Annotated in this window: 12 protein-coding genes and 2 pseudogenes; 8 read left to right on the forward strand and 6 right to left on the reverse strand. The window is 65.4% G+C overall.

All coding sequences use genetic code 11. The annotated features are described in order from the left end of the window. Nucleotides 1-9 precede the first annotated feature (9 nt). Genes rplB through rpsJ form a run of 5 tightly spaced genes read right to left on the reverse strand, consistent with a single transcriptional unit; the run spans nt 10 to nt 2,847 of the window. Nucleotides 10-846, reverse strand: a complete 837-nt coding sequence (gene rplB, locus CH306_RS00985; protein WP_008718311.1) for a 50S ribosomal protein L2 — start codon at nt 844-846, stop codon at nt 10-12. A 39-nt stretch (nt 847-885) separates the two neighbouring features. Further along, entirely contained in the window at nt 886-1,191 is a 306-nt protein-coding gene (rplW, locus tag CH306_RS00990; RefSeq protein WP_027496310.1) for a 50S ribosomal protein L23, read from the reverse strand. After that, nucleotides 1,188-1,865 (reverse strand): 50S ribosomal protein L4, encoded by a 678-nt coding sequence (gene rplD, locus CH306_RS00995; RefSeq protein ID WP_008718317.1) that lies wholly within the window; start codon nt 1,863-1,865, stop codon nt 1,188-1,190. The genes rplW and rplD overlap by 4 nt, the downstream gene beginning before the upstream one ends. Then, nucleotides 1,862-2,527, reverse strand: a complete 666-nt coding sequence (rplC, locus tag CH306_RS01000; RefSeq protein ID WP_032398245.1) for a 50S ribosomal protein L3 — start codon at nt 2,525-2,527, stop codon at nt 1,862-1,864. The genes rplD and rplC overlap by 4 nt, the downstream gene beginning before the upstream one ends. A gap of 14 nt (nt 2,528-2,541) precedes the next feature. After that, nucleotides 2,542-2,847 carry a 30S ribosomal protein S10 gene (gene rpsJ, locus CH306_RS01005; RefSeq protein ID WP_003938093.1) on the reverse strand — a complete coding sequence of 102 codons (306 nt, stop codon included), beginning with the start codon at nt 2,845-2,847 and terminating at the stop codon, nt 2,542-2,544. Between the two features lie 491 nt (nt 2,848-3,338). Between rpsJ and CH306_RS01010 the strand changes: the two are divergent. From CH306_RS01010 to CH306_RS01045, 8 genes and pseudogenes are all read left to right on the forward strand, one after another. Then, nucleotides 3,339-3,834 (forward strand): annotated as a pseudogene (locus tag CH306_RS01010) (hotdog fold domain-containing protein). A gap of 12 nt (nt 3,835-3,846) precedes the next feature. Continuing rightward, a complete protein-coding gene (locus CH306_RS01015; protein ID WP_094645385.1) occupies nt 3,847-4,755 on the forward strand; it encodes a prephenate dehydrogenase dimerization domain-containing protein in 909 nt (302 codons plus the stop codon). A gap of 32 nt (nt 4,756-4,787) precedes the next feature. Beyond that, nucleotides 4,788-5,741: an AurF N-oxygenase family protein gene (locus CH306_RS01020; RefSeq protein ID WP_094645469.1), complete on the forward strand. Its 954-nt coding sequence runs from the start codon at nt 4,788-4,790 to the stop codon at nt 5,739-5,741. A 120-nt stretch (nt 5,742-5,861) separates the two neighbouring features. After that, a complete protein-coding gene (locus tag CH306_RS01025) occupies nt 5,862-6,833 on the forward strand; it encodes a daunorubicin resistance protein DrrA family ABC transporter ATP-binding protein (protein ID WP_032397546.1) in 972 nt (323 codons plus the stop codon). After that, nucleotides 6,830-7,687, forward strand: coding sequence for an ABC transporter permease (locus tag CH306_RS01030; protein ID WP_032397547.1), 858 nt, complete (start codon nt 6,830-6,832; stop codon nt 7,685-7,687). Before CH306_RS01025 ends, CH306_RS01030 begins: the two co-directional genes overlap by 4 nt. A 10-nt stretch (nt 7,688-7,697) precedes the next feature. Next, a complete protein-coding gene (locus CH306_RS01035) occupies nt 7,698-8,552 on the forward strand; it encodes an ABC transporter permease (RefSeq protein ID WP_045195971.1) in 855 nt (284 codons plus the stop codon). A 21-nt stretch (nt 8,553-8,573) separates the two neighbouring features. Then, nucleotides 8,574-9,488 (forward strand): glycosyltransferase, encoded by a 915-nt coding sequence (locus tag CH306_RS01040; protein WP_094645386.1) that lies wholly within the window; start codon nt 8,574-8,576, stop codon nt 9,486-9,488. A gap of 149 nt (nt 9,489-9,637) precedes the next feature. Further along, nucleotides 9,638-10,576, forward strand: a complete 939-nt coding sequence (locus tag CH306_RS01045) for an esterase/lipase family protein (RefSeq protein WP_094645470.1) — start codon at nt 9,638-9,640, stop codon at nt 10,574-10,576. 70 nt (nt 10,577-10,646) lie between these two features. Here the strand turns inward: CH306_RS01045 and CH306_RS01050 are convergent. Further along, nucleotides 10,647-16,370, reverse strand: a pseudogene (locus tag CH306_RS01050) (amino acid adenylation domain-containing protein); the annotation flags it as partial. Nucleotides 16,371-16,545: the final 175 nt, after the last annotated feature.

Raw genomic sequence — 16,545 nt, forward strand, 5'->3', positions numbered from 1 at the left:
AACTCCCTCCTAGCGCTTGTTCTTGCCGGTACGACGACGACGGACGATCAGCTTGTCGCTCGCCTTGTTCTTGCGGGTACGGCCTTCCGGCTGTCCCCAGGGGCTGACCGGGTGGCGTCCACCGGAGGTCTTGCCCTCGCCGCCACCGTGCGGGTGGTCGACCGGGTTCATCACGACACCACGAACGGTCGGGCGCTTGCCCTTCCAGCGCATGCGGCCGGCCTTGCCCCAGTTGATGTTCGACTGCTCGGCGTTGCCGACCTCGCCGACGGTTGCGCGGCAGCGCACGTCGACGCGACGGATCTCACCGGACGGCATACGCAGCGTGGCGTAGGGGCCTTCCTTACCGAGGAGCTGGATGCTCGCTCCAGCGGAGCGGGCCATCTTCGCGCCTCCACCCGGACGAAGCTCGACCGCGTGGATGGTCGTACCCGTCGGGATGTTGCGCAGGGGCAGGTTGTTGCCGGGCTTGATGTCGGCATTGGCACCCTGCTCGATCGGCGATCCCTGGGCGATGCCCTTGGGTGCGACGATGTAGCGCTTCTCGCCGTCTGCGAAGTGCAGCAGTGCGATGTTCGCGGTGCGGTTGGGGTCGTACTCGATGTGAGCGACCTTGGCCGGCACGCCGTCCTTGTCGTTGCGACGGAAATCGATGAGACGGTATGCACGCTTGTGACCGCCACCCTTGTGCCGGGTGGTGATGCGACCGTGTGCGTTACGTCCACCGCGGCCGTGCAGCGGGCGGATCAGCGACTTCTCGGGGGTCGAACGCGTGATCTCAGCGAAATCGGAAACGCTGGAGCCACGACGGCCCGGGGTTGTCGGCTTGTATTTACGGATTGCCATGAGTCTTCTCGTCCTCTATATCCGAAGAGTCCCAGCCGCTTACGCGACCGGACCTCCGAAGATCTCGATGGGCTTGCTGTCGGCGGAGAGCGTTACGAGCGCGCGCTTGGTGTCCTTGCGCTTGCCGTAACCGAACCGGGTCCGCTTACGCTTGCCCTGACGGTTCATCGTGTTGACGCTGGTCACGGTGACGTCGAAGATCTTCTCGACGGCAATCTTGATCTGCGTCTTGTTCGAGTCCGGGTGCACCAGGAACGTGTACGTGCCTTCTTCGATCAGTCCGTAGGACTTCTCGGAGATGACCGGTGCCAGCAAGATGTCGCGGGGATCGGCGATCGTGGTCACTTGCTTGCCTCCTCGTTCTTTGCAGGCCCAGCGATGAAGGTGTTCAGCGCTTCCACGCTGAAAACGACATCATCGGCGTTGAGCACGTCGTAGGTGTTGAGCTGGTCGGGTGCGATGGGGTGCACGCCGTCCAGGTTCTGCACGCTCTTCCAGGCTGCGATGTCCTCGCGGCCGACGACGAGCAGGACCTTCTTGCGGTCCGAGATCTCGGCGAGGAACGTCTTCGCACCCTTGGTGGACGGAACCTGTCCGGCAACCAGTTCGGTGATGACGTGCAGGCGCTCGCTGCGGGCCCGATCGGAGAGGGCTCCGCGCAGGGCGGCTGCCTTCATCTTCTTGGGGGTCCGCTGGCTGTAGTCGCGCGGCTGCGGTCCGTGGACCGTGCCACCGCCGACGAACTGAGGAGCGCGGGTCGAGCCCTGACGGGCGCGGCCGGTGCCCTTCTGCCGGTACGGCTTCTTGCCGCCGCCGCGAACCTCGCCACGAGTCTTCGTGGAGTGGGTTCCCTGACGAGCAGCTGCCAGCTGTGCGATGACGACCTGGTGCAGCAGCGCGATGTTCGCCGGAGCGTCGAAGATCTCCGCGGGGAGATCGACGGTGCCGTTGGTCTTGCCGCCGGCTTCCTTGACATCGAGCGTCAGCTTGGTCTCGGTGTTCTTCTCGAGGCTGGTCATGCCCGTGCACCACCCTTCAATGCAGACTTGACGATCACGACGTTGCCGCGACGGCCCGGGATCGCTCCCTTGATCAGCAGCAGACCGTTCTCGCTGTCCACCTTGTGGACCGAGAGGTTCTGCGTCGTGACGCGGTCGCCACCCATACGTCCGGACATGCGCATTCCCTTGAAGACGCGACCGGGTGTTGCGCAGCCACCGATGGATCCGGGGCGACGGTGCACGGCCTGTGCACCGTGGCTCGCACCCTGACCCTTGAAGCCGTGACGCTTCATGGTTCCGGCGAAGCCCTTGCCCTTGCTGGTGCCGGTGACGTCGACGTATGCGCCGTCCTCGAACACTGCAGCGGTGAGCTCCTGGCCGATCTCGAACTGCGAGGCGTCGGCTACGCGAATCTCCACGATGTGGCGACGCGGCGTGACACCTGCCTTCTCGAACTGGCCGGTGGTGGGCTTGTTCACCTTGCGCGGGTCGATCGCACCGAATGCGACCTGGACGGCGCTGTAGCCGTCACGTTCCTGGGTGCGGATCTGGGTGACCACGTTGGGGCCTGCCTTGATCACGGTCACCGGAACGACGCGGTTGTTCTCGTCGAAGACCTGGGTCATTCCGAGCTTGGTGCCCAGAATTCCTGTCGCAGGCCGGTTCTTGTTATCAGTCATCGTTGTCTCCGCGCTCACTGGATGTTGACGTCGACACTGGCCGGGAGGTCGATGCGCATGAGCGCGTCCACCGTCTTCGGTGTCGGGTCGAGGATGTCAATGAGCCGCTTGTGAGTACGCATCTCGAAGTGTTCGCGCGAGTCCTTGTACTTGTGCGGCGAACGGATGACGCAGTACACGTTCTTCTCTGTCGGCAACGGCACCGGTCCGACGACGCGGGCACCCGTACGGGTGACCGTTTCGACGATCTTGCGCGCTGACGCGTCGATCGCCTCATGGTCGTAGGCCTTGAGCCTGATGCGGATCTTTTGTCCCGCCACGCTTAGTGTCCTTTTCTTGCCGCTTGGTCGTAGAACGGGCCGTTCGGCCTGCTCCACCTCGTCTGCACAGTCCCCGAGCCGTGGAAAACCCACCGACTCGAACTGCCTTCGTGCACACACGACAGTGAAAAACGTTGACGACCAGGCGTGGCCTGATTCCGTTGCCGCTCTTCATCTGTCATGGTTCTCCGGTCCACGCGGTCGGGCGTGTCGCGATTCCGCTCATTCTTCTGCGCTGAAACTTTCGCTTCAACCATCCGAATCTAACGAAATCCGCACCGATCGAGCTGGTGTTCCGGACGCGCTCACGTGGAGCGCTGGTCTCATGTTCTTGCTCAGTCGACCTTTCGGCCGACTCACCTGTTTCAGGCCGCACGCAAGCGCGTCCCGTGTCCAGGCAACCCGACCAGTATGCCGCAGACCGGGCAGCAGATCAACTCGGGGCCGATCGATCGGTACCGAGCTACCTTACCGGGCAGTAAGGTAGCGCCATGACCACCCTCGAGAACACTACCGGGGCGACCTATCGCGCCTGGTCGAAGCTACCGAACAACACTGTCGGGTCCACTCTCTTCTCCGTCGGCATGTGTCTGCGCGTTCCGTACTTCGCATCCGTGCTTCCCCGTGTCGTCGCGCTCGAGCCGGGACGCTGCGAGGTCACCGCGCCCCAAGTGGTTCGGCATTCGGAACCACCTGGGCACCTTCCACGCCATCGCCGCGTGCAACCTCGCCGAGGTCGCCATGGGCATGCTCGCCGAGGCGACCGTCCCCACCACGCACCGATGGATTCCCAAGTCCATGACTGTCCAGTACCTGACGAAGGCCACGACGTCGCTGCGCGCGGTCGCCGAACTCGACGAGGTCCCCGATTTCGGAACGATCACCGACGGCATCGACATCGTCGTGCCCGTCGCGATCCGAGACACCTCGGGCATCGAGGTGGTGCACGCGGACATCACCATCTGGGTCTCCGCGGCGTCCCGTTGACATACTCGACCGATGAACTCGGTGACACGGTCGCGGTCCCATGACTCGGTAGTGGTGGTCGGAGGTTCGGGAGCGGTGGGCCGCCTGATGGTCGACCTGCTGCTCGCGGACGGCGTACCGGTGACCGTCGTGGACGTGCACGCTGGCCCGGAGCTCGACGGTTCGACGGTGATCGCCGGCGACATCACCGCCCCCGCCGAGCCGGTCGAATCGGTGCTGAGAGAAGCGACGACGGTGATTCTGGCCGTCCCCGAATCCGTGGCGCTGCGGGCCGACCTGTCCGCGGTGCGCGCCGACGCCCTGCTGGTGGAGACCCTGTCGGTGAAGTCCGGCTTCTCCCACCATGTACAAGGCGCGCGTCCGATCGGTGCCACGCTGGGAATCAATCCCATGTTCGCCCCGTCGCTCGGAATGGCCGGACGCCCGGTTGCGGCCGTCGTGCATCGACCCGGCCCGCCGGTGGATGCCTTCCTGGACGGCATCTCGCGGTGGGGCGCTCGGGTGGTCCTTCTCGACGCCGCACGTCATGATCGCCTCGCCGCGGCGACGCAGGCGCTGACGCACGCCAGCGTCCTGGCGTTCGGACTGGCTCTGGCCGAACTGGACCTTCCGTTCGTCGACATCGACGCCGTTGCGCCTCCCCCGCACGCGTCGATGCTCGCGATACTGGCGCGGATCACCGGCGGGGAACCCGAGGTCTACTGGGATGTTCAGGCCGGCAATCCCCACGCGGCCGAGGCCAGGGCGGCGTTGCATCGCGCGACGCAGACGGTGAGCGAGACCGTCGATTCCGGTTCCGAGGCCGACTTCGCCGCTCTGTTGGCGCAGGCCGAGGCCGCTCTGGGTGGGAACGGGGATCGGTATCGGGCGGTGTGCGCGGAGATGTTCGGTATCGTTCGAGGTAGCAGTGGTAACCGATGACCACGAGTACGAGCGCGGAGGCGAGGCACACGATGTTGGAACAGCCGTCGTTGCCGGAGTTCGATTCCGACGATGTCGTCGAGAGTGCGGTCGTCGCTCGATTGGCGAAGAACTGGTCGCAGCGCGCGACGGTCAAGAAGCCCGAGCCCGAGCTGGACGATCTGTTCGACACCACCAAGCAGGATTTTCCCGACGCTCTGATCCCCTTCGGCGAGCACGACACCTTCACCGGTGCCACTGCCGAGCAGCAGGATCGACTGCGTGCCTGGGGTTGGATCGCGTTCAACAAGAACGTGATGGACGTCGAGCAGCACGTCGTTCATCCCGGTTTCGCTCTGTTGGCGCAGGACGTGTTCGAGACCGGGATGGGTGACACCCTCGCTGTGGCGGTCACCCAGGCCATGGTGGACGAGCAGTACCACACCCTCATGCACCTCAACGCGAGCGCTGCGACCAGACGCGGACGCGGGTGGGCTCTGTCGGAACGATCGTTGCCGTTCAGCTCCACCGTGCGCAGGCAGCGTGCGGCGCAGGCGACCAGTGACGACCCCTGGTCGGCGGCGATCAGCTCGCTCGCGTTCATGACGGTTGCAGAGATCTCCATCACCTCGTATCTGGACCTGATCGAGGACGACGACATCATTCAGCCCATCAACCGGGCCACCGTCAAACTGCACAACCGCGACGAGTACTGCCATGCGTCGATCGCCGACGACATGGCTGCGATCGTCTTCGACAGGCTCCGCCCCGACGACCGCCAGAAGTTCCTGGACGGGCTGGTCGACGGCATGGACGCGTTCTCGAGCAGCGACTTCTCCACCTGGGGACGCATTCTCGAACTCGAGGGCGTGCGCGGTGGCGGGCAGATGCTCGTCGACGTCGAGCAGGACAAGAGCCGCCGCGCGTTGGTTCAGGACTACAGCGGGTTGCGGTCTCTGTGCCGCAAACTCGACGTCGAGAACAGTATCGATATCGACTGGGACTGACTGCGGAGTCACGCAGCGACGACCCACAAGTAACATCCACGGCGAATTTCGCTATCAAGTAGTGGCCCTCGACTCCACGGGGTCCGGTCCCACCACTCCCCCCGACAGCTCGGAGATTCGATGTCGTCAGCTCAACACGCAGCCGTACACGTGGAGGACGTACACAAGTCCTTCGGCGATGTGCAGGCGTTGCGCGGCATCAGCTTCTCCGCCGAGCGCGGAACGGTGCTGGGGATTCTGGGCCCGAACGGTGCAGGCAAGACGACGACGGTGAAGGTGCTCTCCACTCTGATCGCACCCGACCGGGGCAGGGCATTCGTCGCAGGTCACGATGTCGCGACCGACGCTCCGGCAGTGCGCCGCTCGATCATGATGACCGGGCAGTACGCGGCCCTCGACGACACTCTGTCCGGCCGCGAGAACATCGAGCTGTTCGGCCGTCTGATGGGTCTGGACAAGAAGGCCGCGAAGGCCCGAGCCAAGGCCCTGCTCGACGAGTTCGACCTGTCCGATACCGGCAAGCGCCCCGTCCGTGGCTACTCGGGCGGTATGCGTCGCCGCATCGACATCGCCTGCGGCCTCGTCGTGCGGCCGGAGGTCGTGTTCCTGGACGAGCCGACCACCGGACTCGATCCCCGCAGTCGGCAGGGCGTCTGGTCGTTGGTCGAGGCACTCAAGTCGCAGGGCATCACTGTGCTGTTGACGACGCAGTATCTCGAAGAAGCAGATGTCCTGAGCGACAACATCATCGTCATCGACAAGGGCACGGTCATCGCAGAAGGCACCTCGGACCATCTCAAGGCCATGACCGGCGGCAGCTACTGCGAGGTCGTTCCCCTCGATCCCGGCCAACTCCGCGCGGCCGCCGAAGCCCTCGGCGACATGGTTCCCGCTGCAGTTCACGCCGAGATCACCGCTGCCTCGGACCGGCTCTCCGTTCCTGCCCCCGACGGCGCAGCCACGCTGTCGGAAATCCTGCGCCGCATCGATGCGGTGGGCATCGTGCTCGCCGACATCGCCCTGCGCCGCCCGTCGCTCGACGACGTGTTCCTCACCCTCACCGGTCACTCGAAGACGAGCACCACACCATGACGGCCACGACGCGAGGCGTAGCCGGTTCGCAGGCGAGGACCGTGCAGCGGACCGATGTCGGTTCGACGGCTCAGCAGCCCAAGCGACGGTCGAGGACGAAGCCGTCGGGATTCGTGCAGTGGCAGGCCCTCACCGGGCGTGCGCTGTGGACGATGCTCACCAAGGGTGAGTTGTTGGTCGCGGTCATCGCCCCGCTCATCTTCACCGTCGGCTTCTACCTGCCGCTCAAGTTCGTCATGGGTCTGCAGGGCATCGACTACGCCCAGTTCCTGATGCCGATCATCGTGCTGCAGGCCATGGCGTTCACCGCGATCTCCGCGGCGCAGCGTGCCTCGGCCGAGGCGATGAGTGGCCTGAATTCCCGGTTGAAGACCATGCCCGTCGTGCGGGGTGTGCCGCTGGTGTCGCGCATCTCGAGTGGTGTCGTCCGCTCACTGGTGTCTCTTGTGTCCGCTCTCGGCTTCGGTTACGTCATCGGCTTTCGATTCACTGCGGGATTCGGTCAGGCCCTGTTGTTCTGTGCACTGGCCATGCTGATCAGCACCACGTTGTCGATCGGTGCCGATGCGATCGGAACGCTGTCGAAGAGCCCCGAAGCGACCAGCCAGGTGTTGACCCTGCCCCAGCTCATCCTCGGCATGGCCTCGTGCGGATTCGTTCCGGAGAGCGGTTTTCCCGAACTCATCCGCCCCTTCGTTCGCAATCAACCGATCTCTCAGTTCTCGTTCGCGATGCGGGACATGGCCGAGGGCGGAGTCACCTTTCAGGTGCTGTGGCCATCCCTCGCCTGGATCGCAGGCCTGATCGTGTTCTTCGTCCCGCTTGCCATCTGGGCGAGCTCTAGACCGGAATGACGAGTCCGAGATGACCATGTCCGAAGCGTCGGTGAACGCTGCTCGCGTATCCAACTTGACCTTTCCCGAACCCAACATGGCCCTGCGAGAAGGGTCGATCCGCGCGCTCGGGACGCACAGTCTGATCCAGGCCAAGCGACTTCTGATGCGGTGGATGCGCGATCCGTCGACGATGATCCAAGCCTTGCTGTACCCCGCGTTGATGCTGGTCATGTTCCGGGTCGTACTCGGCAACTCGATCTCCGCGGCCACCGGAGCCCCGGCCATCTACGGCCAGGTTCCGATGATCGCTCTCGTCGGGGCCATGTTCGGGTCCATCGTCAGCGCTGTCGGTCTCAAGGGCGAGCGGAAATCGGGCTTGCTGTCCAGGTTCTGGACGACACCGACTCACCGTGCCGCCGGCCTGCTCGGCAGAATGATCGCCGAAGCCGTCCGAGTGCTCGTCACCACCACCGTCATCATCGCTGCCGGGGTGGCGATGGGGTTCAGATTCACCCAGGGGTTCCAGGCCGGACTCTTGTTGCTTCTGATTCCGGTCGTGTTCGGTATCGGGTTCGCGGTGATGGTCACGTTCCTCGCGACCGTCGCCGGTAATGCTCCCCTGGTGGAACTGGTCTCGATCTTCTGCACCCTGTTGATGTTCTTCAATGCCGGCTTCGTTCCGGTTCTGGCGTATCCGCTCTGGCTGCAGCCGGTCGTCGCAGCTCAACCGATGTCGGTCGCGGTCGATGCCATGAGGAACCTCGCTCTCGGAGGTCCGGTCATGACACCGGTGCTCCAGACGTTGGCGTGGTCTCTGGGTCTGGTCGTGGTGTTCCTCTATCCTGCAATTCGGGGGTACAAGAAGGCATCCGCGACCGGCTGATCGAGTAGGCTCCGGCCGTCGATGGCCACGCTGGGAGGTGACGTCGTGGCCCATGGGCACCCCGAGCACCCGTCGATCTCGGTGATCATTCCGGTGAGCTCGCTCGATCCCCTGCTCGACGCTCAGTTGCAGGCATTGGCGGAGCAGGATTCCGATTATCGGTTCGATGTGCTGATTTCGGACAATGCCGGTGACGGACGAGTCGGCGATCACGTGTCCTCGCACCCCCTACGGGATCGACTGCAGTTGACCTGTGTCGACGCATCCCAGCAGGTCGGCGCGGCGCATGCCCGCAATCGCGGTGCCGAGAACGCCTCCGGTGAGCTGTTGATGTTCTGCGATGCGGACGACGTGGTGCATCCGTCGTGGCTACGAACCCTCGCCGAGCTGGCCAGGTCGTTCGACGTAGCCGGTACCGCGGTGGAGACGTACACGTTGAACAGTGCACGGGCGTTGTCCTGGACTCCGACCACACCGCCGGAGGAGCAGGGCCGCACCGACTTCCTGCCCTTCGCCATCGGGGCCAGCATGGCCTGCTGGGCGTCGGTCTATCGCGATGTCGGTGGCATGGACAACCGGTTCCGGGCCAGCCAGGACGTGGAATTCTGCTGGCGCGCACAATTGGCCGGCTACACCCTCGGCTTCAGCACCGAGGCTGTCGTCGCCTATCGGCTCCGAGCCGAGCTCCGGCCCATGCTGCGACAATCGTTCCGGCTCGGCTTCGGCTTCGCCAAATTGCGCGGAATCTATCGGACGCAGGGGTGCCCGGCCATGAGGGTCCGTACCGTCGCCTCGTGGTGGACCGCCCTACTGGTTCGCAATCCGCTTCTGCCGACCTCGTGGACCGGATTGGCCCGTGGTCATTGGGCGAGGGCCCTGTTCATCCGGGTCGGCGAAGTTCGCGGCGGCATCGCCTATCGCGCCTTCTGTTGGTGACGTCCGACACACCCACTGGATCGCCGGGCTGCCCGGCCTGCAGTCTTGAGTCGCGCGCCTGTAACGGATGGATGACCGATGTTACGGTCGAGAACACGGAGCTGCCGAAACCGGCGGCACATCGCACGCCTTCACACGAGATCGAGGCCATGTCGAACACGCTTTCCCGAGTACTGCCCACGGCGGTCGCTGCCGCCGTTGCCGGTGCCCTGTGCCTGACCGGGGCGGGAACAGCTACCGCGGCACCCGCCTCCCCCACGGGCACCTCCGTGTCTGCCACTCCTGTCCTGGAGGGCGCGAACGACTTCGGCTGCGTGCCCAGTGCGGCTCATCCACGTCCGGTGGTACTCGTGCACGGAACGAAGATGGATGCGTCGACGTGGAAGACGCTCGCACCGCAGTTGAAGAGCGAGGGCTACTGCGTCTTCGCGCCCAACTACGGCGGCGTCTCGCTCCTGTTCGATCCGAGCACGACCATCTGGGGTTCGGGTGATATCGCCGAGTCGGGACGGCAGATCGGTCGGTTCGTCGACGAGGTGCTTGCCGCCACCGGTGCAGAACAGGTCGATCTCGTCGGTCATTCACAGGGCGGCACGTCCTCGCGCCAGTACATGAAGTTCGACGGTGGCACCGATCCGCAGGATCCTGCCCGCAACAAGGTGCACACTTTGGTCACCCTCGGTGCCACCAACCACGGAACGACGTTCGGCGGTCTGCAGCAGCTCTCCGAACTGCTCACCTCGCTCGGACTCCCCGGCGACGCGCTCACCCCGCTCACGTACAACATGGCCGGTGCACAGCAGTTGGTCGGCTCCACGACGTTGACGAGCCTGAACGACGGCGGAGACGTCCAACCGGGAGTCGAGTACACCGTCATCGCCACCCGCAACGACACGGTGTCGACACCTCCGGGCAACACGTTCCTCCGGTCGGGTGATCCGTCGACGGTGCACAACGTATGGGTTCAGGACGTGTGCCCGGCCGCCACGACGTCGCACATCGGCCTCGTCACCGATCCCGCGCCGCTGTACATGGTCAAGTCGGCGCTCGACCCCGGGTACGCAGCGACCACCCCGCCACCCTGCTGACACTGCACGATCCGTAGCCACCGGGGCCTCGACGACATCACGTCGCGAGGCCCCGGTCGCGTTCGAAGACCTACCGGTCCAGCTCGGTCTGCAACACGGGTCCGATTTCGGCCAGTGCGGACTGCGACGCCATCTGCCAGTGCGTCGAATGCACAGGAACCACGGTGACGTCCCCGTCGACCGCGTCCTCCCACGTCGACGCCGCGACTATTCCGGTCGGGTCGTCGACGACCGACGCGAAGAGTATCGACCGCCCGACGAATGTCGGGGGCACGTACGAGTCGATCAGCTCTGCCGAACGGGCGATCCCGTCCAGTATCCCGGCGACCCGGTCGCGGGAAATTTCGTCGAACGGAGCCGGCATCGATGCCAACAGATCCGCCACGGAATCGACCGTGAGCTCGCCGATCTCGAGATCGGAGTCCGCTCCCAAGCCGAGGCCACCGAGCATCTCTCCGGCCGACACAGGACGGTCCACGACGTGGTCGGTCCTGCCCGCGACGAACGAATCCATCATGGCCAGTGTCGACACCGACTCGCCTTCACGCTGCAGTTGCACGGCCATCGCGTGAGCGATCGATCCACCCATCGACCAACCGAGCAGGTGGTACGGGCCCGACGGCTGCACGGTACGAATCCTGTCCACGAACAGGGCTGCCCACTGCTCGATCGATTCCGGCAGCGGCTCGGCACCGGAGAGGGCAGGCGACTGCAATCCGTAGATCGGACGGTCGTCGCCGAGGTACGCCGACAGTCCGCCGAAGGCCCAGGACAGCCCCACGATGGGATGGATGCAGAACAGAGGTGACGAGGAGCCACCGAGCCGAAGAGGAATCAACGTCCCCAGCCCGGTGGAGTCCGCCCCCTCGCTCGACTCCGTCGCAGCCGTCATCCGCGCGGAGAGCGAGCCCACCGACGCGTCGACGAACAACCAGTTCAGCGGTACCGGCGCGCCGCCGAGGGCTGCTCTGAGCTTGGAGACCAACTTGACCGCCAGCAACGAGTTGCCACCGAGCGCGAAGAAGTCGTCGTCCAGCCCGACGCGCTCGACGCCCAACACTTCCGCGAACACCGCGGCGACCGATTCCTCGACCGGAGTCTGCGGAGCCCTGAACTCACGGGTTTCGAATTCCGGGGCCGGCAACGCCCGACGGTCCAGCTTCCCGGCTGCATTGAGCGGCAACGCATCGAGAACCACGAACGCCGACGGCACCATGTACGACGGCACCGCCGACCCCAATTCCGACCGCACCGCCTCGGCATCGACCGCGGCACCGACAGCAGGCACCACATAGGCAGCCAACGACTCCCCCACCGACAACTGCGCGACCACCACGACGGCCTGACTCACCGACGACAACGCCGTCAACGCCGTCTCGATCTCCCCCAACTCGATGCGCTGCCCGCGGAACTTGACCTGAAAATCGGTGCGACCGATGTACTCGAGCCGTCCGGCATCCATCGACCACCGGACCAGATCACCGGTGCGGTACATCCGCGCCCCCGCAGGACCGAACGGATCGGCAACGAAACGCTCCGACGACAGATCGGGCCGCGCAACATAGCCCCGAGCCAACTGCACGCCGGCGAGGTAGAGCTCACCCGGCACACCCGCTGGTACCGGATGCAGCCGCGAATCCAGAACGTGGACAGAGGTGTTCCACTCCGGCACCCCGATGCTCACCGAACCGTCCACCGCGACGTCCTCGGAGACGTCGCGATACGTGACACTCACCGCGGCCTCGGTTGGCCCGTAAAGATTGTGCACCCGCGCGTTCGACACTGCCCGGCACGCACTCACGGTCCGCGCGGGCAACGCCTCCCCGATCACGAAGATGTGCCGAAGCGAAGAGATGGACTGCGCAGCAACCGATTCGGCGAACACCGTGAGCATCGACGGCACGAAGTCCGTCACCGTCACGCCGTGACGGGCGATATCGGCCGCAACGGCCTCCACATCACGTTGCGCGCCCGGGGCCGCCACGATCAACCGGCCCCCGGTGCGCAGCGGCAGGAAGAACCCCCACAACGACACGTCGAACGTCGTGGCAGTCTTCTGCAAGTAGACATCCGACGCGTCGAGACCGTACTCCTGCGCCATCCACTCCATCTGGTTGACGATCGCACGATGCTCCACGGCGACCCCCTTGGGCCTGCCGGTCGACCCCGACGTGAAGAGCACGTACGCCAGATCGCCACCCACCGCGCGAGGGAACACCACCGGCCCGCTCGGCACCGGTGGGTCCGTGATGTCGACGACCGGAATCGCTGTCCCCGTGACGAATTCGTCCCGCGCCGTCGACAGAACGACAATCGGCGATGCCGTGTCGAGAATGTAGTCGTTACGCTCGGCGGGCTGATCCGGATCCACCGGAACGTACGCCGCACCGGATCGCAGCACGGCGTACATCCCGACCACCAGCTCGACCGATCGACGCATGGCCAACCCCACCAGCACGCCGGGGCCGGCCCCACGCTCCTGCAACAACGACGCAGTGGCATCCACCCGGTCCGAGAACTCCCGATACGTCAGCGACCGCTCACCGAACACCAACGCCACCGCATCCGGCGATTCGACCACCGTGCGATCGAAGCCGTCCAGCAGCACCTCGCCCGAATCGGCAGCCACCGTGCTGCCGTTGCCCCGCAGCGAAAGTTGTTCGCGCTCAGCCGAATCGAGAATCTCGATGTCACCGACCACGACACTCGGACGAGCGGTGACCGCCTCGAGAACGGTCACCAACCGCTGCCCGAAGGACGTCATGGTCGACTCGTCGAACAGATCCGTCGCATACATCAACTCGACGGCCGGTCCTGCGCCGTCGCCCCGCTCGGTGAAGGTCACCTGGAGGTCGAATTTCGCCGATGCCACGCCGGAACCGAATGCCTCGACCCCGAGATCGGGCAGCTCGAAGGAACCCTGTGAGAAGTTCTGGAAGAACAGTGCAACCTGCACCAGTGGATGTCGTCCTTGCGAGCGCACCGGATCGAGTACCTCGACCAGACGCTCGAAGGGCACGTCGACGTTGTCGAACGCCTCGAGGTCGGCCGTACGTACCGTGTCGAGAACCTCGGCGAACGAGGCATCCGGGGCAACGGGGGTTCGCAGCACCACCGTGTTGACGAACATGCCGACCAGATCGTCGAGCCGGGCGTCGCCGCGGCCACCCACCGGCGCACCCACGGCGATGTCGGCCGTGCCCGACAGTCTCGCCAGCAGCACGGCCAGCGCGGCGTGCACCACCATGAACGGGGTCGACTCGCTCGTGCGGGCGCACTCGAGCACTCGGGCGTGCAGCTCGGGTTCGATGTCGAACGACACCACCGCCCCTCGTCCCGACGCGACCCGAGGGCGCGGCCGGTCGGCGGGCAGCTCCAACTGTTCGGGTAGGCCGTCGAGCGCATGCTGCCAGTACCGAATCTGCTTGTCGGCAACAGAGTTCGGGTCCGATTCGGAACCGAGCATGTCCAGTTGCCACAGCGTGTAGTCGACATACTGAACCGGCAGCGGCGTCCACTGCGGTGCCGATCCGCTCCGTCGCGCGAGGTATGCCGCCATGACGTCCCGAGACAGCGGAGCCATCGACAGTCCGTCGGCCGAGATGTGATGCGCCACGAAGGCCAGTACGTACTCCGGTACCGAACCGGCGGGATCGGTGACCTCGAACAGTCGAACGCGGAACGGAATTTCGGTCGTGACGTCGAACCCACGCGTGAAGAACTGCGTCACCTCGGCCAGGGCGCTCTCGCGGGTGACAGGCACCACCGCCGTGTCGACCTGCGTGTCGGCCTCGTCGAGCACTCGCTGATATCCGCTGCCGTCGATGTCGGGGTAGACGGTGCGCAGCGATTCGTGGCGACCCACCACATCGAGGACGGCGGCCTGCAGCGCATCGACGTCGAGCGACCCGCGCAGCAGTAGGGCAACCGGTACGTTGTTGATCGCGGACGTGGTGTCGAGTCGATTCAGGAACCACATGCGTTGCTGAGCGGACGAGAGCGGAATGTGTTGCGGCCGGGCCCTCGAGGCATCGAGCCGGGCCCGGACCGGAGCGTCGACGGAGTCGGCTGCGTTCGCGAGCGCTTCGACGGTGGACGACTCGAACACCGAACGCGCAGGCACGTGCACGCGGAGTGCCGATCCCAACCTCGCAGCGAGTTTGGTGGCGATCAACGAATTGCCGCCGAGCGCGAAGAAGTCGTCGTCGAGACCGACGCGTTCGACCCCCAGCAACTCGACGAAGATGTCGGCTACCGTCTGCTGGGTGGGGGTCGTCGGAGCGCGGAACTCGGCGACCTCGAACACCGGCTCCGGCAACGCATCTCGGTCGAGCTTGCCGGTGGGGGTCAGCGGAATCGACTCGATCGGGGTGACCACGGACGGCACCATGTGCGCAGGCAGACTGCGTCCGGCGGCCTCGAGCAGGTTGTCGACGTCGAGCTCGACACCTGTCGTCGGCAGTACGTAGGCCGCGAGAACCGTTGCTCCCGTCGGCCCCCGGTAGCCGAGGGTCGCTGCGAACTCGACACCGTCGAGTGCGGTCAGAACGGCGTCGATCTCACCGAGTTCGATCCGGAATCCTCGAATCTGGACCTGAAAGTCGTTGCGGCCCATGTATTCGATGACGGGTCCGGTCGGCCCGTCGCGCCAGCGCACGATGTCTCCGGTTCGGTACAGCCTCGCCTGATTCGAGTCCCCCTCGACCGCATAGGGATTGGCGACGAAACGGGTTGCCGTCAGGCCGAACCGACGATGGTAGCCGCGAGCAAGGCCGGCCCCGGTGAGGTACAACTCGCCCGGCACGCCGGCCGGGACCCGACGCAGCCGGTCGTCGAGAACGTGATGACCCATCTCCCTGGTCGACTGCCCGAGCAACACCGCCTCGCCTGCGGTCAGCGGTTGCGAGATGTTGCACACCATGGACGCTTCGGTCGGCCCGTAGACGTTGTGGAACCGGCGGTCGGTGGCCCATTTCGACATCAGTTCCGACGAGAAGGCCTCACCACCGACGGCGAGCACTCGCAGGTCGGGCACATCTGCCGGGTCCAGCGAGGCCAGCGCCGCCGGCGTGATGAAGGCATGCGTGACTCGGTGGCGGCGCAACACCTCGCTCAGATCGGTACCACCGTAGACGCCCGGTTCGACGATGACCATCGTCGAACCGGCACCGACGGCCATGAGCAGTTCGAGTACGGACGCGTCGAAACTGGGGGACGCGAAATGCAGTGTGCGCGAACCGGAGTCCAGGCCGTACGTCTCGACCTGGGTCGCGGCCAGTGGTGCCAGGCCCGCCTGGGAGACGGCGACACCCTTCGGTAGGCCCGTCGAGCCCGAGGTGTAGATGACGTACGCGAGATCGGACGCGCGAATCGGTGCGCGGCGATCGTCCGCGACCACCGGGCCGTCCGACAGCCCACTCAGTTCGTCCTCGACATCGGATGCGTCGAGCACGATCCACGACACCGCGTTCGGCATCGCAGCCTCGAACTGCGTTGCTGTGACACCCATTCGGACAGCCGAATCGGTGGCCATGTGCTCGATACGAGCAGCCGGGTAATTGGGGTCGATCGGCACGAACGCTGCCCCGGTCTTGGCCACCGCCCACACCGCCATGACCGATTCGATCGATCGGGTCAGGGCCAGCGCCACGAAGTCCCCTGGCCCGACTCCACGTGCGAGCAGCAGGCGAGCCAGCCGGGAGGATCGGGAATCGATCTCCCGGTAGGTCAGCGACCGGTCCCCGAATTCGGCAGCGATGCCGTCCGGGTTCTTCTCCACCGCGGCCGCCAGCAGAGTCGGCAGCGCAACGGTACGGGCGGGCCGAGTACGCGTCGGCCGAGACCGGGTGGGCCTGGGACGGGCCGGCCGGCCCCCCGCTCGGCCGCCGGACTCGGACGGTGTGCCGGTCGATCCATCCGCACTCATGTTAAGCAATGACTCCTCACCAGTTCTTCGCCGCACCGTCGAC

It is taken from the genome of Rhodococcus sp. 15-725-2-2b (assembly GCF_002259075.1).
Lineage (GTDB): Bacteria > Actinomycetota > Actinomycetes > Mycobacteriales > Mycobacteriaceae > Rhodococcoides.

What these genes read in the sequence shown, in the direction of transcription:
- rplB (WP_008718311.1), bottom strand. Translation starts at nt 846, where the DNA reads ATGGCAATCCGTAAATACAAGCCGACAACCCCGGGCCGTCGTGGCTCC.
- rplD (WP_008718317.1), bottom strand. Translation starts at nt 1,865, where the DNA reads ATGACCAGCCTCGAGAAGAACACCGAGACCAAGCTGACGCTCGATGTC.
- rplC (WP_032398245.1), bottom strand. Translation starts at nt 2,527, where the DNA reads ATGACTGATAACAAGAACCGGCCTGCGACAGGAATTCTGGGCACCAAG.
- CH306_RS01015 (WP_094645385.1), top strand. Translation starts at nt 3,847, where the DNA reads ATGAACTCGGTGACACGGTCGCGGTCCCATGACTCGGTAGTGGTGGTC.
- CH306_RS01020 (WP_094645469.1), top strand. Translation starts at nt 4,788, where the DNA reads ATGTTGGAACAGCCGTCGTTGCCGGAGTTCGATTCCGACGATGTCGTC.
- CH306_RS01025 (WP_032397546.1), top strand. Translation starts at nt 5,862, where the DNA reads ATGTCGTCAGCTCAACACGCAGCCGTACACGTGGAGGACGTACACAAG.
- CH306_RS01030 (WP_032397547.1), top strand. Translation starts at nt 6,830, where the DNA reads ATGACGGCCACGACGCGAGGCGTAGCCGGTTCGCAGGCGAGGACCGTG.
- CH306_RS01035 (WP_045195971.1), top strand. Translation starts at nt 7,698, where the DNA reads ATGACCATGTCCGAAGCGTCGGTGAACGCTGCTCGCGTATCCAACTTG.
- CH306_RS01040 (WP_094645386.1), top strand. Translation starts at nt 8,574, where the DNA reads ATGGCCACGCTGGGAGGTGACGTCGTGGCCCATGGGCACCCCGAGCAC.
- CH306_RS01045 (WP_094645470.1), top strand. Translation starts at nt 9,638, where the DNA reads ATGTCGAACACGCTTTCCCGAGTACTGCCCACGGCGGTCGCTGCCGCC.